This window comes from Pseudactinotalea sp. Z1748 (assembly GCF_049725185.1).
Classification (GTDB): Bacteria; Actinomycetota; Actinomycetes; order Actinomycetales; family Beutenbergiaceae; genus CALKWS01.
Window position 1 is genome coordinate 418121 of sequence record NZ_JBMPQB010000001.1, and the last position, 19224, is coordinate 437344.

15 protein-coding genes are annotated in these 19224 nt (G+C 70.7%); 12 read left to right on the forward strand and 3 right to left on the reverse strand.

Going from position 1 to position 19224, the window contains the following annotated elements; all coding sequences use genetic code 11:
* The first annotated feature begins 169 nt into the window (after positions 1-169).
* From ACO0LU_RS02025 to ACO0LU_RS02055, 7 genes are all read left to right on the forward strand, one after another.
* Positions 170-1429, forward strand: a complete 1260-nt coding sequence (locus ACO0LU_RS02025; RefSeq protein ID WP_424789757.1) for an amidohydrolase family protein — start codon at positions 170-172, stop codon at positions 1427-1429.
* On the forward strand, positions 1426-1815 hold the full coding sequence (locus ACO0LU_RS02030) for a TIGR04076 family protein (protein WP_424789758.1): 390 nt from the start codon (positions 1426-1428) through the stop codon (positions 1813-1815). The genes ACO0LU_RS02025 and ACO0LU_RS02030 overlap by 4 nt, the downstream gene beginning before the upstream one ends.
* Positions 1812-2822 carry an LLM class flavin-dependent oxidoreductase gene (locus tag ACO0LU_RS02035; RefSeq protein WP_424789759.1) on the forward strand — a complete coding sequence of 337 codons (1011 nt, stop codon included), beginning with the start codon at positions 1812-1814 and terminating at the stop codon, positions 2820-2822. Before ACO0LU_RS02030 ends, ACO0LU_RS02035 begins: the two co-directional genes overlap by 4 nt.
* Before the next feature lie 76 nt (positions 2823-2898).
* A complete protein-coding gene (locus tag ACO0LU_RS02040; RefSeq protein WP_424789760.1) occupies positions 2899-4548 on the forward strand; it encodes a DUF885 domain-containing protein in 1650 nt (549 codons plus the stop codon).
* On the forward strand, positions 4541-6166 hold the full coding sequence (locus ACO0LU_RS02045) for a DUF885 family protein (RefSeq protein ID WP_424789761.1): 1626 nt from the start codon (positions 4541-4543) through the stop codon (positions 6164-6166). The genes ACO0LU_RS02040 and ACO0LU_RS02045 overlap by 8 nt, the downstream gene beginning before the upstream one ends.
* An 86-nt stretch (positions 6167-6252) precedes the next feature.
* A complete protein-coding gene (locus ACO0LU_RS02050) occupies positions 6253-8241 on the forward strand; it encodes an ABC transporter substrate-binding protein (RefSeq protein WP_424789762.1) in 1989 nt (662 codons plus the stop codon).
* A gap of 130 nt (positions 8242-8371) precedes the next feature.
* The gene (locus tag ACO0LU_RS02055) at positions 8372-9634 is read left to right on the forward strand and encodes a nucleotide sugar dehydrogenase (protein WP_424789763.1); all 1263 of its coding nucleotides are present in this window, start codon (positions 8372-8374) and stop codon (positions 9632-9634) included.
* Positions 9635-9688: 54 nt separating this feature from the next.
* Here the strand turns inward: ACO0LU_RS02055 and wecB are convergent, their stop codons facing one another.
* Together wecB and ACO0LU_RS02065 are read right to left on the reverse strand one after the other, a co-directional pair.
* The gene (wecB, locus tag ACO0LU_RS02060; RefSeq protein WP_424789764.1) at positions 9689-10771 is read right to left on the reverse strand and encodes a non-hydrolyzing UDP-N-acetylglucosamine 2-epimerase; all 1083 of its coding nucleotides are present in this window, start codon (positions 10769-10771) and stop codon (positions 9689-9691) included.
* A 163-nt stretch (positions 10772-10934) separates the two neighbouring features.
* Complete coding sequence (locus tag ACO0LU_RS02065; RefSeq protein ID WP_424789765.1) at positions 10935-11927, reverse strand: hypothetical protein; 993 nt, start codon at positions 11925-11927, stop codon at positions 10935-10937.
* 449 nt (positions 11928-12376) lie between these two features.
* Between ACO0LU_RS02065 and ACO0LU_RS02070 the strand changes: the two genes are divergently transcribed.
* The 3 genes from ACO0LU_RS02070 to ACO0LU_RS02080 are packed head-to-tail and all read left to right on the forward strand — an operon-like array spanning position 12377 to position 14575.
* The gene (locus tag ACO0LU_RS02070; protein ID WP_424789766.1) at positions 12377-12724 is read left to right on the forward strand and encodes an ArsR/SmtB family transcription factor; all 348 of its coding nucleotides are present in this window, start codon (positions 12377-12379) and stop codon (positions 12722-12724) included.
* Between the two features lie 40 nt (positions 12725-12764).
* Positions 12765-13745, forward strand: a complete 981-nt coding sequence (locus tag ACO0LU_RS02075; RefSeq protein WP_424789767.1) for an SRPBCC family protein — start codon at positions 12765-12767, stop codon at positions 13743-13745.
* Entirely contained in the window at positions 13742-14575 is an 834-nt protein-coding gene (locus tag ACO0LU_RS02080; RefSeq protein WP_424789768.1) for a DNA alkylation repair protein, read from the forward strand. Before ACO0LU_RS02075 ends, ACO0LU_RS02080 begins: the two co-directional genes overlap by 4 nt.
* 206 nt (positions 14576-14781) lie before the next feature.
* Here ACO0LU_RS02080 and ACO0LU_RS02085 read toward each other — a convergent pair whose 3' ends face one another.
* Positions 14782-17217 carry a helicase-associated domain-containing protein gene (locus ACO0LU_RS02085; protein ID WP_424789769.1) on the reverse strand — a complete coding sequence of 812 codons (2436 nt, stop codon included), beginning with the start codon at positions 17215-17217 and terminating at the stop codon, positions 14782-14784.
* 251 nt (positions 17218-17468) lie between these two features.
* On the opposite strand from ACO0LU_RS02085, the gene ACO0LU_RS02090 reads away from it, so the two are divergent.
* Together ACO0LU_RS02090 and ACO0LU_RS02095 are read left to right on the forward strand one after the other, a co-directional pair.
* On the forward strand, positions 17469-17852 hold the full coding sequence (locus ACO0LU_RS02090; protein ID WP_424789085.1) for a cold-shock protein: 384 nt from the start codon (positions 17469-17471) through the stop codon (positions 17850-17852).
* A complete protein-coding gene (locus tag ACO0LU_RS02095; RefSeq protein ID WP_424789770.1) occupies positions 17836-19113 on the forward strand; it encodes a DUF3027 domain-containing protein in 1278 nt (425 codons plus the stop codon). Before ACO0LU_RS02090 ends, ACO0LU_RS02095 begins: the two co-directional genes overlap by 17 nt.
* Positions 19114-19224: the final 111 nt, after the last annotated feature.

Below are 19224 nucleotides of genomic sequence, written 5' to 3' on the forward strand. Positions count from 1 at the left end.
CCGGCCGGGGCGCTTGGAAGGGACCGGCCGGGAAATGTACACCCGGGTGAGGTTGTGGTCGAATGTCGGCCAGGCCCTGCCCGCCGCTGTCCAGCGCAACCCCGGGGCCGGGAAGAGGAGACGACGTGCCGAGCGAATGCCCCGAGGGTGTGGGAGGCGGGTGCACGCGATGAGCACTCCTGCGGTCCTGACCAACGTAACGCTCTGGGACGGCGTGGACGCGACCAGTCGCACGGGCCAGGAGATCCATCTCGGAGCCCACGGGCGCATCGATGCCGTGGGACCGGCCGGCAGTATCGACCGTCCCGACGGCGCGGCCGTGGTGGACGCCGACGGTGCGGTGGCGCTGCCCGGGCTGATCAACATGCATGTGCACCTCGGCCTGGCGCTGCCGGGCCCGATGCAGGAACTGGCGAAGTCCTCCGACGACGCCGCCCGCGCACTGCTGATGGCCGGCAACGCCGCGGCCACCTTGCAGGCAGGTGTCACCACGGTGCGCCTGGTCGGTGAGAAGGACTACCTCGACTTCTCCCTGCGCCAGGCCATCGCCACCGGCACCGTGCCGGGCCCGCGCATCTACACCGCCGGGCACGCGCTGTGCTGCACCGGCGGGCACGGCCACGACGCCGACGGGCTGGAGGCCGACGGCGCCGACGGGTTCCGCCGCACCACCCGCGAGCAACTGCGGGCCGGTGCGGACCTGATCAAGGTCTGCCTCACCGGCGGGATCGCCGGCGAGCACGAAGCGATCGACACCCCGCAACTGACCGAAGAGGAGATGACCGCCGTCATCAGCACCGCCCACGACTGGGGCCGCAAGGTGACCGCCCACGCCGGCACCGCCGCGGTGATCACCCGCGCGGTCGAACTCGGCCTGGACTGCGTGGAGCACGGGTACGAGCTCACGCCCGAGGTGTGCGACCTGATGGCCCGGAACGGCTGCTGGTACGTGCCCACCATCACCGTGAGCCGCTGCGAGCAGTTCTTCATCGACAACGGCGTGCCGGAGTGGATGCGCGCACGCGCCCTGGCCGCCGGCCCGCGGCACTGGGAGAGTCTGCAGCACGCCCTGACCGCCGGCGTCCGCATCGCGATGGGCACCGACATGCCACCCCAGGCCGACTACGACGGCACCACCGCCACCGTGCGGGAGATGGAGTTCATGGCCGAGGCCGGTATGGCGGACGTGGACGTGCTGCGCTCGGCGACCTCCTGGGCCGCACAGTGGCTCGACGCCGAAGGAGCCATCGGACAGATCGCCCCCGGCGCCGCGGCCGACCTGATCCTCCTGGATGAGGACCCCACCCGGGGCGTCTCGGCGCTGCGCGGCATGCACGCCGTCGTCCAGGCCGGCCGGCCCGTCCGTGATGACCGCGGCCTCCTGCGCCCCCTCACCAGGACCGCGGCACCCACCAGGACTGCGCCATGACTGATCAGAACGCACCTGGCCAGAACGCTGCGGACCAGGACCCGTCCGACCAACCCGCACCCGGCCCGGACACCCCCCGAACCGAAACCGCCGACCTGCGCGTGATCGTGGACCGCATCGAGGGGCGCTCGGTGTGCGGGCTCACCCCCGGTGACTACGTGGAGATCACCCGCTCCTCCCAGTTGCGCATCCCCGAGGGCCAGCACTTCTGCATGTACGCCCTGGCCTCCGTGCTGCCCCTGCTGCCGGCCAAGCAGCGGGCCCTGCAGGACGGCGACTGGCTCGCCTCGGACTCCCTGGTCGCCTGCCCCGACCCCGACGAACGCCTGATCATGCGCATCGAGCGCATCGGCCACTCCAGCATCCCCACGGAGGAACTGACGTGACCGCCCTGACCGTGGCCCTGCAGACGGACAAGACCATCGCCGACTACCGGGCCCTGGCCACCCAGGTGCGCGACCTCGGCTTCGATGGCTTATCCGTCTATGCCGACCTGGGGTTCCAGCCACCGCTGCCCGCGCTGCTCACCGCGGCGGCCCACGCCCCCGGGCTGCGGCTGGGCGCAGCCTGCATGAACCCCTACCTGACCCACCCCCTGGAGATCGCCGGGCAGAGCGCCACGCTGCTCGATGCCGCCGCCGGCAACGCCTACCTGGGCCTGGTCCGGGGCGCCTGGCTGCGCGAGGCCGGCGTGCCCACGCCGCGCCCGCTGGCGGCGCTGCGGGACACCATCACCATCGTGCGCCGGCTGCTCTGCGGTGATGACAGCGGCTACAGCGGCGCCGTGTACTCCCTGCCGGCCGGCCAGCGACTGCACTACGAACCGGTCGCCGCCGACGTGGACGTCCTGCTGGGAGTCTGGGGCCCGCGCGGCGCCGCCCTCGCCGGTGAGATGGCCCAGGAGGTCAAGATCGGCGGCTCGGTCAACCCGGCCATGGTCGCCCTGATGCGCACCTGGCTCGATGAGGCCTCCACCGCCGCCGGTCGCGGCCCCGGTGCGGTGGGCATCGTCGCCGGCGCCGTCACGGTGGTCGACGACGACGGCGAGGCCGCCCGGGCCCTGGCCCGTCGCGAGGTGGCCATGTACGTGGACGTGGTGGCCGGCCTGGACCGGACGGTGCAGGTTGACCCAGTGTTGCTGCAGCGACTGCACGACCTGCTGCAGGCGGGCAAGCACGACGAGGCCGGCGCCCTGCTGCCGGATGACCTGCTGGAGAAGTTCGCCCTGTGCGGCACCCCGCAGCAGGTGGCGGCCCGCACCGTGGAGTTGCTTGACGCCGGGGCCTCCCGGGTGGAGTTCGGCACCCCGCACGGTCTCACCGGCCCGGGCGGAATCGACCTGCTCGGTCGCGAGGTGGTGCCGATGGTCCGCCGCGAACTGGCCCGCGGGTGAACTACCTGGGCTTCATGGTGATCGACAATTTCACGGTGATCGACAACGAGAGTGGTGAGCAGTGCATCAGGATGCGGTGACGGCGGATCTGGGCCACCCCGGCCAGGTCGCGGACTCCTACGTGGACGGTCTGACCGCGCTCAACCCGCGGGCCGCGCAGGCCATGGGTCAGCAGACCGATGAGCTCTGGGCGGCGCCCGGCCCGGAGGAGGTCGAGCAACGGGCAGCCCTGGCCCGCGATGGCCTGCGCCAGTTGGACCAGCGCCCGGCAGGGGAGTCAGAGGAGTCCGCGCCGGCCCGGGTGCTGCGGCGCGCGCTGGGTGAACGGCTGCACAGTGAGATGGCCTTGCATGACAGTGGCTTCATCCCGGGCCTGGTCGCCCCGCTCGCCTCACCCGCGCACGAGGTGGTGATGGGCCTGGAGTCGGCTGCGGGCGACGCCGACCTGCTCATCGGTGGCCTCGCCCGGGTACCGGACGCACTGCGGGCCTACGCCGCGCGGTTGGACCACGCCGCGGCCGGTGGTTACGTCGTCGCGGCCCGGCAGTCCCGTACCCTGGCCGACCAGCTCCACCGGTGGGCCGACCCGGCCCGGGATGACCGGTTGGGCCAGTTGCTCACCCCCGAGACAGCGCCGCGCGCCGAGACCGAACTGGCCGCCGCGCGAGCGGCGTGCGTGGAACTGGCCACCTGGCTGGAGGACGTCCACGCAGCCCGGGGCAGCGAGGTCGACGCCGCCGGCCCCCACCTGTACCGCGCCACCTCGACGGCGTTCCTCGGCAAGGAGATCGATCTGGAGGAGGCGTACGCCTTCGGGTGGGACCGGCTGGCCGAACTCACCCGCCAGGGCGAGCAACTGGCCGCCCGGCTCGGTTGTTCCAGCATGGACGAGGCGGCCGCGATGCTGGACGCCGACGCCTCCGGGCGCGTGCAGGTGGGTCCGCCGCTGGTGCAGTGGGTCGAGGACCGCATCGCCCGCGCCCACGACACCCTCGATGGCACCATCTTCGACATCCCCGCCGACTCCCGCTGCGGTGCGGTGCTGGCCGCGCCCGGATCGGGTTCGATCTACTACTCCCCTCCGGACCCGGCCGGCACCCGGCCCGGGCGGGTGGTCTGGTCCACCCCCACCGGTGCCACCGAACTGCCGGTGTGGCGAGAGGTCAGCACCGTGCACCACGAGGGCGTCCCGGGGCACCACCTGCAGTACGTGATGACCATGTCCACCCAGGCCCTGCACCCCTGGCAGCGCTACCTGTGCCACATCCACGGCTACGCCGAGGGGTGGGCGCACTACACCGAGGGGCGCGCCGGCGACTGGGGCCTGATCGCCGATCCCGGCCAGCAACTGGGCGTGGTGCTGGCCCAGCGGTGGCGGGCGGCCCGGATCGTGATCGACATGGGCCTGCACCTGGGCTATGAGATCCCCGCCGGGAACGGCTTCACCGAGGCCAGCACCTGGACCACCGACGTGGGCGTGCAGGTCCTGACCCAGGCCGCCGGCTGTGACACCGAGACCGCCCGGTTCGAGGTGGTCCGCTACCTCGGCTGGCCCGGCCAGGCGCTCGCGTTCTCGATGGGCGCGAGGTTGTGGGAGGACGCGCGCAGTATCGCGATGGCCACCGGCCGTTTCGACGAACGCAGCTTCCACCAGCAGGCCCTGTCCCTGGGACCGATGGGGTTGGGACCGCTGCAGCAGACCTTGGAGGAGCTTGCCCGTGCATGAGTTCGCCACCGTCCTGGTCCGGGCCGATCCGGCCACCGCACGCCAGGTGGGCGTGCTCGACCCGCGGACGGGCAGGTCCACGCTGGCGCTGCCCGCCACCGACCCCGCCTTCTACACACGGCTGGAGCAGACCATCGCCGCGTGGGCGAAACCGGTGCTCAGCCCCGAAGGGTCCCGGGAGTGGCTCGAGGAGCGGTGCCTGCAGGCCGAGGTCGCCTACCGGCTGCACGAGTTGCGGGTGGCCCGCCCGTGGCAGCGCGCGCCCTACTGGTACGCCGAGGTCCTCGGTGACGCGCTGACGGCCCTGGATCCGGATCACCTGGGCGATCACGCCTACGCCACCGCCTACCTCGACCTGCTCGAGGAGGCCGCGGCCTTCCTGGACGCCGGACGCGAGTCGTTGACGCCCGAACTGGTCCCGTCCCGCTGGGCCACCATGGCGATCCCCGCCGTCGCCGGCCTGCGCACCCTGATCGCGGACGAACTCGCGCACCTGGCCGCGGCGCTGCCGACCGACCTGGCCGGGGAGGCGGATCGACGGCGCACGGCCCTCTTGCGCGCCATGGACGCCTTCGCTGAACACTGCCACGCGCTGAGCACCGCCGGCGCCGGTACCTGGGCGGTGGGGGAGGAGTCCTTCACCGGGCTGCTGCGCGATTACCACCTGCTGGACCTGAGCCCGGATGAGATCTGGGAGCGCGGGTGGGCCAAGGTCACCCAGGCCGAGCAGGGCCTGACCGAACTCGCCACCGTGCTGGACCCGGGCCGAACCTGGCAAGAGCAGATCGAGGAACTCAAGGCCGAACGCACCCCCGGCCCCGAGTTCGTCAACGCCTACCGCGCCGAGGTGCGGACCAGTATCCAGCAGACCCTCGAGCACGACCTGCTCAGCGTGCCGGCGGACCAGGAGTGCGTGGTTGCCCCGCTCCCACAGTTCCGCCGGGCGGGCCTGCCCCTGGGGGAGATGCGCACCGTTCCTCCCTACGCCTCGTCGATGGTGAGCCAGTTCCTCATCACCCCGGCCGATCCGGATGCCAACCCGGAACGGCAGGCCGGGCACGAGCGGGACAACTGCCCCACCTTCATCCGCTCCATCGTGGGCCATGAGACCTACCCGGGCCACCACCTGCAGTCGGTGCACCACGTGCTCGGCACGCCCGAGGACTCCTTCCTGCGGTTCTTCCGCACGCCCCTGTTCGTGGAGGGCTGGGGGCTGTATGTGGAGGACATCCTGCAGGAGCGGGTGTTCGGGCAGAGCACCCAGGCCCTGTTCGCCCGCCGGAACACGTTGTGGCGCTCCCTGCGCCTGGTGATCGACACCGGCCTGCACACCGGCCGCCTCACCCACGAGGACGCCGTGCAGCTACTCGTCGAGCGCACCGGGATGGACCACCACATGGCCGCCGGGGAAGTGGACCGCTACACCCGCCACGACAACCCCACCTACCCCTCCACGTACGTGCTGGGCCGGGACATGTTCCACGAACTCCGGGCCACCTTCGCCGCCGGAGTACCCGGGGGAGAGGGCCGGTTGCACGACGCGTTGCTGCGGCACGGCTCCCCACCGGTGGCGCTGCTGAGACCGGTGCTGCGCCGCGAGTTCGCCCCGGCGCCGTAGCCGTCTTACCTGGTAGGACGGACGACGGCGAGGCTCACCAAGGTGTGTACGATCCCGGTGTCCATGGTGGACACCGAGGAGGAATCGTGAAGACCAGGCGCCTGATGACCGGAGTTGCCGCAACCGCTGCGACCGCCCTTGTGCTGGCCGCGTGCAACGGCGCAACCGCGGACGACCCCGATGCAGACCCGGTGGACACCGACGACGCCGACTCCACCGGCGAGGCCCAGGACAGTTCGGTGACCATCGGCTGGAACCAGTCCTTCTATGAGTACAACAACGACTCCCGCACCGGGAACGCCACCGCCAACGCCAACATCCTGTACCTGATGAACGAGTCGTTCCGGTACTTCGACCAGGACCTGGAACTGCAGCGCAACGAGGGCTTCGGCACCTTCGACATGGTCAGCGAGACCGAGGAGGGGATGACGATGGAGTTCATCCTCTCCGATGAGGCGTACTGGTACGGCGGTCCCGAGCCGGTGGAGGTCGACGCGGCCGACCTGATGCTCTACTGGGCGGCGCACTCCGGCCACCGCAACACCCTGGCGGACGACGACGAGGTGATCGCCCAGGTTGAGGCCGAACTGTTCGATGAGTACGCGCAGGAGGGCGACGACGGCGAACCGGAGATCCCCGAGGAGATCCAGGACGACTACGACCAGGCCGTCCAGGACGAGGCCGCCCAACGCCTCGACGCCGAGAACGAGGTGTTCTTCAACGGCACCCGCGCCAGCACCATCGGCCTGATCCAGGATGTGCCCGAGATCATCGCCGACGGCAAGGGCGTCACATTCGACTACTCGGTGCCGTACGTGGACTGGGAGTACGACTTCGACGTCGGCGTGCCGGCGCACGTGGTCGGCATGCGCGCCCTGGACATCGAGGACCCCCAGGAAGCCAAGGACGCGGTGATCGCCGCCATCCAGGACAACGACGTGGAGGCGCTGTCCTCCATCGCCGCGTTCTGGAACACCGGCTTCCAGTTCGGTGACACCCTGCCCGATGACGAACTGGTGTACCTGTCCTCCGGGGCGTACCTGATGACCGAGTTCCAGCGGGACCAGTACCTGACGCTGACCGCGAACCAGGACTACACCGGTGATCGGCCGGCTGCGATCCAGGAGATCACCGTCACCATCTCCGGTGACCCGATGAGCCACATCCAGGCCCTGCAGAACCAGGAGGTGCACCTGGTCCAGCCGCAGGCCACCCCGGACACGCTGGCCGCTCTGGAGAACCTGGGGGACCTGGTCGGGGTCTACACCGGTGATGGACCCACGTATGAGCACGTCACCCTGGCCGTGGACAACGGTGGCCCGTTCGACCCGGAGACCTACGGGGGCGACGCCGACACCGCCCGGGATGTGCGCAACGCATTCCTGAACCTGATCCCCCGCCAGGAGATCGTGGAGACCCAGGTGCAGCCGCTGTACCCCGAGGCCGAGGTGCGCCACTCCTACACCCAGGTGCCGGGCTCACCGGACTACGACCAGATGGTCGAGACCAACCAGATGCCGCAGACCTGGCCGGTGGAGACCGACCTGGACGCGGCGACCGAGTTGCTGGAGAACGCCGGGGTGCAGACCCCGGTGCCGGTCCGGGTGATGTACGACCCGAACAACGCCCGCCGCTCCAACATCTACGAACTGATGCGCGAATCGGTGGAGCGCGAGGGCCTGTTCGAACTGGTCGACGTCGGCGACGTCAACTGGGGTTCCCTGCTCACCGACAGCAGCCTGTTCGACGCCTCCCTGTTCGGCTGGCAGTCCACCTCCACCGCCGTGGGGGCCTCCTCGGCGAACTACATCACCGGTGGGTTCAACAACATCGGCGAGTTCTCCAGCGAGCGCGTCGACGAACTCTTCGACGAGCTCAGTTCGGAGACCGACGCGGCCGAGCAGGCCAACATCCTCGCCGAGGTTGAGCAGATCCTGGTCGAGGAGGCCTTCGGCACGGTGCTCTTCCAGCACGAGTTGATCGCCGGGTATGACTCCCGCCTGCAGAACATCGACCCGATCCCGCTGGCGCCGACCATCTTCTGGAACTACTGGGAGTGGGAGTTCCAGGACTGATCCCCGGGCCCGCCGGCGTCGGGTCCGCCACACTCTGCCGCGGAGCGTGCCAATAGCAGCATTGGCGCGTTACCGTGGGGCGGAATCGAGGTGGGGCACCCGCCTGGGACAGAGCGGATGAGGAGGCGCGGTGAGCGCAGACGCAGTGGTGTTGGGCCTGGGTTATGTGGGTTTGCCGTTGGCGCAGGAGGCGGTGCGTTCGGGGTTGAGCGTGCTGGGTTTTGATGTCAGCGCGGAGGTGGTCCAGGGTCTGAACGCGGGGCGTTCGCATGTGGATGATCTCTCCGATGCCGATGTGGCGCAGATGGTGGAGGCGGGTTTTCGGGCCGATACCGATGAGTCGGTGATCGGGCGGGCTCAGACCGCGGTGATTTGTGTGCCGACGCCGTTGTCGGTTGATGGTGGCCCGGATCTGGGGCCGGTGGTTGCGGCGGGTGCGGCGGTGGGGCGCCAGCTCCGGGCGGGGATGACGGTGATTTTGCAGTCCACCACTTACCCGGGCACCACCGATGAGGTGTTGGTGCCGTTGTTGGAGGAGGGTTCGGGTTTGAGGGCCGGGGTGGATTTCCATGTGGCGTTCTCCCCCGAGCGCATCGACCCGGGCAACGCGCGCTTCGGGATGCGGAACACTCCCAAGGTGGTGGGGGGCCTGACCCCGGAGAGTACGGCGGCGGCGGTGGGGTTCTATGAGCGGTTCGTGGACACCGTGGTGCCGGCCAAGGGCCCGCGGGAGGCGGAGATGGCCAAGTTGTTGGAGAACACCTACCGCCACATCAATATCGCGTTGGTCAATGAGATGGCCCGGTTCGCCCACGAACTCGATATCGATCTGTGGAATGTGATCGATATGGCCAAGACCAAGCCGTTCGGGTTCCAGGCCTTCTATCCCGGCACCGGGGTGGGTGGGCATTGCATCCCGATCGATCCGAACTATCTGTCCTATAACGTGCGGACCCGGCTGGGGTATCCGTTCCGGTTCGTGGAGTTGGCCCAGGAGATCAATGCCACGATGCCGGGGTACGTGGCCCGGCGGGCCCAGGACATCTTGAACGAGGACGCCCTGGCCATGCGCGGGGCCAGCGTGCTGCTGCTCGGGGTGACCTACAAACCCAACATCGCCGACCAACGCGAATCCCCGGCCGTACCGCTGGCGAAGGCGCTGCAGGCCCAGGGTGCGGTGGTGTCCTTCCACGACCCGAACGTGGTCACCTGGAACGCCAACAGTCAGGCCTTGCAGCGGGTGGGGGACCTGGACGTCGCGGTGGCGCAGGCGGATCTGGTGATTCTGGTGCAGGACCACGCCGAGTATGACGTCGAGGCCCTCGCCAAGGCCTCCAAACGGTTCTTCGACACCAAGGGAAAAGTCACCGCTCCCGGCGCATACCGGCTCTGAGCCGACGACGGCGTAGCCCGGTCCGGTCGGTGACCACGCCCGGCCGCGCGGTGCTCAGCCGGGCAGCACCCCGGCGATGACGTCGGCGATGCGCTGACCGGCCTTGCCGTCCCACAGCGGCGGGGTAGGCCATTCGGTCAGCGGTCCGGTGGCCAGGATCTGCTCCACCTTCCCCGCGAGGGTGTCGGTGGTGACCAGTTCGTTGGTGCCATGGGTGATGGTGACCGGGCGTTCGGTGTTCGGGCGCAGCGTCAGGCACGGCACGCCCAGGATGGTGGTCTCCTCCTGCACGCCCCCGGAGTCGGTGACCACCGCGGCGGCGCCGCGCACCAGGCCCATGAACTCCAGGTACCCCAGCGGCTCCTCCAGTCGGATCCCCGGGTGGTCCAGGATGCCGGCCGCCTCCAGTCGCGGACGCCCGCGCGGGTGCAACGGCACCACGATCGGGGCGAGCCCGGCTGCCTGGTGCAGCGCCGTGACCAACCGGCGTACGTCGTCGTCGTTGTCCACGTTCCCCGGCCGGTGCAGCGTGCCCACCAGGTAGGGCCCCTCCAACCCGAAGGAGGCCCGGGCGGCGTCGGCGTCGAAGCGGTCCAGGTTGGCCAGCAACGTGTCGATCATCGGGTTGCCCACCAGGTGGATCTTGTCCGGGTGTACCCCTTCGTTGCCCAGGTGGGCGATCGCGTCGGGGCTGGTGGCCAGCAGCAGGTCCGCCAACCGGTCGGTCACGATCCGGTTGATCTCCTCGGGCATGGTCAGGTCGAAACTGCGCAGCCCGGCCTCCACGTGCGCGATCGGGATGCCGAGTTTGGCCGCGACCAGCGCCGCCCCCACGGTGGAGTTCACGTCCCCGTAGACCACCACCATCGCGGGCTGGCGCTCGGTGAGCAGGTCCTCCATCGCCACCATGATCGCCGCGGTCTGCTTGGCGTGCGTGCCCGACCCAACGCCCAGGTTCACGTCCGGGGTGGGGATGCCCAACTGCCGGAAGAACACCTCCGACATCCGCTCGTCGTAGTGCTGGCCGGTGTGCACCAGGAGTTGCTCCACGCCCCGGGCTTCAAGGGCTGCCAGCACAGGTGCGGCTTTGGGGAAGTTCGGGCGGGCACCGGTCACATGGATGACCAACGGATTCATCAGGGCCTCAGCAATCACCGGAGTCAGGTCCCGGCCAGCCTAATGGCGCGGATACGACGCCGAAGCCGCGGCCCGTCCGAGTCCGCGCCCGTCCGAGTCCGCGCCCCCCGCGCCCGGGACCCGTCCGCGCCTGACGTGCCCGTCAGGCAGCCGGTCGTCCGCGTCAGAACCCGGCCGGTCCGATGCGCTCGCCCTCGCTGACGGCCGCCTCGCGCCTGTCCGAGCGCTCGGTCAGGATCTCCTCACCGGTTCGGTAGCCCTCCACCTCGGCGCGGGCGTCCTCCTGGGCGGAGATGCTCGGTCCGGCGGCGCGCAGATCGGTGAACTGGCCACCCAGTTCTCCGCGCACCCGGTTGTCGGATCCCACCGGGGCCGGGGTGTTGTCCGCACCCGTCAGGTCCCCGCGGATGATGTTGTCCGCCACGGCCACCCCTCCGGTGTTGCCCGAGACGGTCAGGTCCGCGCCGAAGTAGTTCACCTCGTCGCACTCGGCCAGCGCGTCCCCGGCCCCCACCTGCACGGCGGTGTTGCCGAGATAGCTCGCGTTGCCATCCACCTCGCTGGCGCAGATCAGTGCCCCCGCCGCGTTGTCGGCCACGGTCAGTTCCCGGGCGATCGTGGAGTCGATGATGTCGGTCGAGACGGTGCCCTCGGTGCTGACGAATCGGCCCACCCTGGTGGAGTCGAGGTAGACGGCTCCGTCGACGGCGTCGATCCGGCCTTCCACGTCGGTGTTCATCGAGTACAGGAAGCCCGGATCGCCGTCGCCGGCGCGGCCCACCACATGCCCGCCCACCTGGGCGCCCTCCAGGAACACTCCGTAGGCACCGTTGCTGGTCAGATTCGCCCCGATGGCGGTGTCCGTGGCGTCGAAGTAGGCGTCGGAGGCCACCACCACCCGGTCGGGGAGGGTGCCGTCGGTGACCACCAGGTTCGCGCCGGACTGCACCCGCACCTGCCCGGTCACGGTGGTGCCCTCCAGGATGCAGGTGCGCCCCGAGGGGACTACCAGGTCGCCTGGCACGGTGACCTCGCCGGCGGTGCCCACGCAACGGGTAACCAGATCGGCCGATGCGGTAGCGGCGGTCGTCACGGCACCGGTAGCCGCCAGCGCCAGAGCGGCGAGCACGGCGGCGGGGCGAGATGACTTACGCACGGTGTCTCCTTGGCAGGCTCACCGACGCGTGGGAGAGCCCAACGATGTCAGGGACTCTCCACTGTACGTCTCCAACCTGCCGTGAAGCAATGCCCTGACGTGCACAAACGCATTTCCACGGGCGCAGCGGCCGGCTTGTGCTCATCGCCCGGCCAGGTCCGTTCGGTACCCACGGGCCATACTGAGGGCGTCATTTGCCGCATCCCCGACGCCAGCACCGGGCCGCTCTGGAAGCCGCTCGTTCCCGGTATCCGAAGCCAGCACCGGGCCGCTCTCTGGAAGCCGCTCGTTCCCGGTATCCGAAGCCAGCACCGGGCCGCTCTCTGGAAGCCGCTCGTTCCGGTATCCGAAGCCAGCACCGGCCCGTTCTGACAGTCGCCGATTCCCGGCACCCTCGTTCCGAAATTAGGCCTTGACGAGACCGTTCCGCGGGTCTAACGTACAACCAAATGGTTGCACATCACCAGCAGCGACTGGAACTCAGCGACGACGAGGTGGACCGGATCTTCCAGGCCCTCGCCGACACCACCCGGCGTGACATCGTCCGGCGCACCTTGGTCGAGGAGTTCTCCATCTCCCGTCTGGCCGCTGAGTACGAGATGTCCTTCGCAGCGGTACAGAAACACGTCACCGTCCTGCAACGGGCAGGACTGGTCACCAAACACTCCAGGGGCCGCGAGCGACTTGTCCGCGGCAATCCCGCCACGATCCGCCGGGCCCAGGCCCTCCTGGACCACTACGAGCAGATCTGGCGCAGCCGCATCGATCGCCTCGACGCGCTGTTGGAGCAGAACTGAGGAACACCTATCGAGGACAGACCGAGGAAGGTCACCAACGATGCCTATCACCACCGTCCACAAGGACATCGAAGCCCTGCAGATGACGATCGTCGCCGACTTCACGGTGCCGGTGCAGCGGCTCTGGGACGCTTACGCCGATGCCCGTCAGATCGAGAAGTTCTGGGGACCGGTCACCTGGCCGGCCACCTTCACCCGCCACGACATGGCCCCGGGTGGGTTCTCCCGCTACTACATGACCGGACCGGACGGCGAACAGTCCGGCGGCTACTGGGAGTTCCTTGCCGTCGATCCAGGACGCTCCTTCGAGGTGCTGGACGGCTTCACCGGCTCGGATGGCAACCCCGATCGGGATATGCCCGCCGTGCGCATGGTGTACGAGTTCACCGAGACCGACACCGGGTCCCGGTGCACCACCACCACCTACTTCAACTCCGCCGACGACCTTGAGCGGATGCTCACCATGGGCATGGAGGAGGGTATGCGTTCGGCGATGAGCCAGATCGACGATGTGGTGGCTGATCTGGCCTCCTTCGCCGCGGACCTACCGGTCCAGGCCCAGATCCTCTCCGACACCCAGGTGCGCTTCTCCCGGATCATCCGCGGAACACCCCAGCAGGTCTGGGACGCCCATCAGGACCCGGAGTTGCTCAAGCGCTGGATGCTCGGACCGGACGGATGGTCGATGACCTCGTGTGAGGTCGCTACCGAGGTCGGGCAGACCTACCGGTACGCCTGGGCCCCCGATGATGGCAGCAGTCCTGGCTTCGCCCTCACCGGTGAACTCCTGGAGGCCGAGGAACCGCACCGCGCGGTGCAGACCGAGGCGATGGAGGGCATGGAGGGCCCGCCCACGTTGAACGAGCAGACCCTCATCCCCGTCACCGGTGGGACCCTGATCACCTTGCTCATCACCTACGACAATGCCGAACTGCGCGACACCATCCTGGCCACCGGCATGACCGACGGCATGGAGATGAGTTACGCCCGGCTGGAGCGCGCGGTGCTGGCCGCGGCATGAGCGCCACTGGGAGCACCGGCACAGGCAGGGCTCGCGCCGAGCCGATCAGCTCCGAGCCGATGCGCACCGGCACGGCCCGCTCCGGGTCGATCCGCTCCGCCGCCACGGCCCGCTCCGAGCCGATGCGCACCGCCGCCACGGTTGAGCAGATCTTCACCGCCCTGCGTGAGGCGAGTTCACCGGCCGAGCGGGACAAGGTCGCCCGGCGCCTGCCGCCCGATAGCGGGCTGGCAGCCGTCGGGGTGCGGATGCGGGACGTGTTCGACCTGGCCAAGTCCGCCACCGACCTCCCGGTGTTCGCCGTGCCGGATCTACTGGCGTCCCGGTGGTACGAGGTGCGGATGGTGGGCGTGTCCATCCTGGATTTCAAGGCTCGACGGCGGGGCCTGAGCGAGCAGGACCGGCGCGCCCTGTACGAGGTGTACCTGGACAATCACCATCTGCTCACCGCCTGGGACTTCATCGACCGGGCCGCACCGCGGGTGGTCGGGGCCTACGTGTCGGACAAGTCCAGGCAGCCACTGTTCGACCTGGCCCGCTCGGAGGTGGCGCTGGAACGCCGCACCGCGATCACCGCGGCGTTCTGGCTGATCGGCTCCGGTGACCTGGAGGACCCGCTGGCCCTGGCCCGGATGCTGGTCGCCGACCTCTCGCCATGGGTGACCAAGCCGGTCGGCACCGCGCTGCGCCAGGTGGGCACGGTCGATGAGCAGGCTCTGGTGGACTTCCTGAACGACCACCATCAGGAGATGACCCGCCCGAGCCTGCGGCTGGCCACCAGCAACCTCGACGAGGCCACCCGCTCCCATTTCATCCGCCCCCGCCACTGACCCACGCCGCCTGCTGATCGCTACCCCGAGGTCGCGGCACCTGGCCCGCCGCTGCTGAGGTCGCGGCACCTGGACCGAGTGCACCGAACAGGTGGTGCGATCTCGAGGCAGAAGCCGCGATCTCAGGGAGATGGAGAGGTGGCGCAGGCAGATGGAGGGCGGCGCAAAGGGGGAGGGGTAGCGGCGGCAGGTGGTGGGCGACGGCGTCAGCCGGGCTGGGTAGCGACGCTGACGATGCGGTGGGCCGCCACGGTCAGCTCGGCCTGTTTCACCATATCGAGCACCCGCACCCGCCCGCCGGCCACGCTCAAGGGGCGCACCCGGCGGTGCTCGGGCGCTCCGGCCGATCCGGCGATTACCAGTTCCACCTGCGTGCCCCCGGCGGCGGCCTGGCGCAGGAGTTCCAAGGCGTAGACGGGGTCCTGGCTGTGACCGTTGCCGGCACTGCGGTGCGCCTGCTCTTCCCCGGTGCGCATTTGACCGATCAGTTCAGCCAGTGCATCGGGATCATCGGCAGCGCTGTGCGTCACCGTGCCCGCGGGAACTCCGGCGTGCATCCCGCCACCGGCTGAGCCGTCCGCGGTAACCCCGCTGCCGGCGCGCGCTCCGCTGCCGGCACGCAACCCACTGCCGCCCCGCGCACGGCTGCCGGCACGCAACCCACTGCCGCCCCGCGCTCCGCTGCCCGCAGCAGACCCGGTGCCGCCCCGCAGCCCCCGGCTGGCCCGCACCTGACGGCTGCCCAGGGCCACCACCTGCCCGTCGGGGCCCTCGGCCAGCGCCGAGTGCCCGGCCGCGCGCAGCGCCTCGATCAAATCCTGCGGCCCCACCTCGGCCACCGCCACCGTGGGCGCCAGCAGCCGCAACCCCAGGTCAGCCAGGCCCTTCTCGCCCACCAGCGCAGTGAGCACGCCGTCCTGCCCGGCGCGCAGGAACGAGGCGGCCCGGCCCACCCGCAATTGCCCGTGGGTGCGGGCGGTGTCATGCACCAGGTACTCCAACGGCTGGGGCACTCCGGTGCGGGAGAACCGACCCAACTCGGTCAGGATCTGCTCGGGCAGCCACCCACCATCCAGGGCCGCGCGCACCGAGCCCGGGGTGAACCGCACCGTCATCGCCGAGCCGCGCGATTCGACCTGCGCGGTGGCCTCCAGCAGCCGCGCCAGCGCCGGGTCCGGCCGGCCGGGCACGATCCCGGTGAGGTCGCCCTGGATGAACATCTCCTCCACCAGCGGGGGCAGGCCGGCGGCGAAGGCCTCGGCCACCGTGGCGGGCGTTGCCTCCGCCGCCAGTAACACCCGACCGGGTTCGCTCAATGCCCCGGCGCCGGTCAGTCCCAGGGCCGCCGCCTCGGCAAGCACCGCGGCCACCGTGGTTTCCGGCGGAGCCGTACGCGGGGTGTGCCAGGCCAGGTGCTCCTGCACGGCCGCGGCGTCCGGGGCGGACCCGGCCGGCCACCGGTCCAACGCCTCGAGCACCCGGCGACGTAACTGCGGCGCCCAGGAGCGCTGCAGGTCAGGGGCCAGTGCCGCACGCAGCACGCCCTTGTCGGTCCGGGTGCCCACCAGCCACGGGGTGCGCGCCGACTCCAGCCACGTCCACACCATCTGTGCCCACCGGTCCTGCACCGGGTCGGGCTCGGGATCCAGTCCCGCCGCCGTCGGTGCCCAGGACGAGCCGTCCCCACCATGGTGGTGACCCACCAGGCCGAGCATCCCGGCCAGTTCGGCGATCAGCGCCGCGTGTTCCACCTCCGCGCCGAGCACCCCGGCCAGGGCCCGCACGTCCCGCACTCCCACGCCACCGGTGCGCAAGACCGGCGGCGGGTCCTGCGCCCAAGCCCGGGTCAACCGGTCCAGGTGCTGCAGCACCGAGTCCCCGGCCCGGGCCGCCTCGGCCGCCACCGTCGATGCGTCCCGCACCGGGGCCTCCGCGAGCGGGGCGGCCGTGGCCACCTCGCGCACCAACCGGCCCCCGCGCAGTGCCAGGGCCACCTCCCGGGGCAGCACCACCTGGGTGTCGGAGAGCCGGTGCAGGAGTTTGGCGCCGAGCAACCAGTGCACCGGCTGCGGCACCTGCTCGAAGGATCCCACCGCCGGCCCCCACATCAGTGCCGTCAGGATCCGCTTCGCCGGCTCCGGCGCCCCGGTGAGGGCCGCCGTCACGGCGGGCTTCGTCGTCGGCCATCCATCGGCGGCCCGCAGCCCGAGCGCGCGCAGCGGCGGGCCCAGACCCAGCGGAGCCGACGCCAGCACCTCCCGGGCCCCCTCCACCAGCCAGATCGCCTCCGGGGACCCCAGCGCCAGGGCGCGGTCGAGCAGGTGCGCGACGCCGTCGTCGGCCTCGAACCCCAGCGCCCCGGTGAGTGCGCGCACCGAGGTGGGGGAGGAGGGCGTGCTCATCACGGCCAGCGCCTCGGCCACGGTCAGGGTGGGGCGGTCCAGTTGCCCCAGCGCGTGGGTGACGGAGGCGCGCGAGCCGGCGCGGGTGGCCATCGCGGTGATCGACGACGGCGGTGGGGTGGCCAGATCCGGGCGGGTGCGCAGCAGGTGCGCCAGGGCGGCGTCGTCCCAGCCTCGCAGGGTGCCGGCAAGGTCGGCACCGGAAGGCACCGTCTCGGGCGTGGCAGGGCGGGAGGTCATCCGCACCATCTTAGTAAGTGTGCGGCTCCGGTTCGTGGGGGCAGTGTCAGGGCCGCACCGGCCGCCCCGCGCCGCGCTGACGCCACCGACCGCGCCGCCTCGGCCGGCCCGCGCCGCCTCGACCGCCCCGCACCGCCCTCGCGCCCCATTGAGTTCGTCAACCGCCTACGCGCGGCGTTACCCTGGGACCATTGAATACCGGCGGGTTCGATCCTGCCCAGTTACCACAGCACAGAAAGTCAGGGATCCAGGTGCCCACCGGCAAGGTCAAGTTTTTCGATGCTGATCGCGGGTTCGGCTTCATCGCCTCCGACGACGGCCAAGAGGTCTTCCTGCACGCCTCGGCCCTACCGGCCGACGCCGAGACGCCACGCCCGGGCACCCGGGTGGAGTTCGGGGTGGCTGACGGGCGGCGCGGCCTGCAGGCCCTGTCGGTGCAGGTGCTGGACTCCGGGCCCTCGGTGGTGCGCGCCAAGCGCCGCCCCGCGGAGGACATGGCCGTGATCGTGGAGGACCTGATCCGGTCCCTGGACCGGGCCGGCGGGCGCCTGCGCGGTGGGCGCTACCCGGAGAAGGCCGAAGCGGCGAACCTGGCCAGACTCTTGAGGGTGGTGGCCGATGAGTTCGACGCGTGAGACCTTCGCCGCCCCGGCCCGCACCGGTTCGGTGCGCAAGCCGAACAAGGACGCCGTGCTGGCCGGCGCCGTGGACCTGGCGCGGATGGCCGTGGCCAGCGAAGCCGGGACCGACCTGGGCGAGTACCTCGGGTTCGAACTCGAGGGCGAGCGGCTGGGCACCCATTACTTCACCACCACCGCCCCCGGGTATGTGGGCTGGCGCTGGTTCGTCACCCTGACCCGCGCCCCGCGTTCGCGTACGCCCGCGGTGGCCGAGGTGGGGTTGCTGCCAGGGGAGGGGTCCCTGGTGGCCCCGGAGTGGGTGCCGTGGGCCGACCGGCTGGCGCCGGGGGACCTGAGCGCGACCGACCGATTGCCCTACGACCCCGACGATGAGCGTCTGGAGCGGGGGTATGTGGCCACCGGGGATCCCGAGGCCGACCGGGTCGCGATCCGCGAGTTGGGTCTGGGCCGGGACCGGGTGATGAACCGCAAGGCCCTGGATGCCGCCGCCACCCGCTGGTACAACGGCCCCGCCGGCCCGGACACCAGCGGGTCCCGGAAAGCCGGGGCGGACTGCGCCTCCTGCGGGTTCCTGGTTCCGCTGGCCGGGTCGCTGGGCACCCTGTTCGGGGTGTGCGCGAATGAGTGGTCCCCCGATGACGGCAAGGTGGTCTCCCTGGACCACGGTTGCGGAGCGCACTCGGAGACCGACGTGCGCCGCCAGGGTGGGGAGTGGACCCAGTCCGATCCGCACCTGAACGACCTGGAACTGGAAGTGGTCGTATCCCTCGAGCGCGAGGCCGATGAGCCGGAGGGGTCTGATGGCCAGGCCGATAGTCCCGCTGACTCCGCGGAGAGCGCTGACAGCGCGCCGGACGCAGCGCAGAAGCCGGCCGACGACGGCGCTGCCGGTGCTGAGCCCGTCGAGCCGGCCGAGCCGGTCGAGGCCAAGACCGGCGACGACGGCTCTGCCGGTGCTGAGCCCGTCGAGCCGGCCGAGCCGGTCGAGGCCAAGACCGGCGACGAAGGTGCCGGGAGTGCCGGGAGTGCCGGGCCGGCCGAGGCCAAGACCGACGACGAAGGTGCCGGGAGTGCCGGGAGTGCCGGGCCGGCCGAGGCCAAGACCGACGACGACGGCGCTGCTGGTGCTGAGCCCGTCGAGCCGGCCGAGCCGGTCGAGGCGGTCGAGGTCAAGGCCGACGACGAAGGTGTTGCTGCGGACAGCAGTGGCGACACCGATGCAGATGGCGCGCAGAGCCGCGAGGACGAAGCCTGACGTCGACCGGCTTGCGGGAACGCTCCCGTAGGCCGGACGCCGCTGGCTCTAAGCAGGCATGACGCGGCAACCGGTAGTGCGTGCGTGCGCGTACGTGCCCGTGCGTGGGTG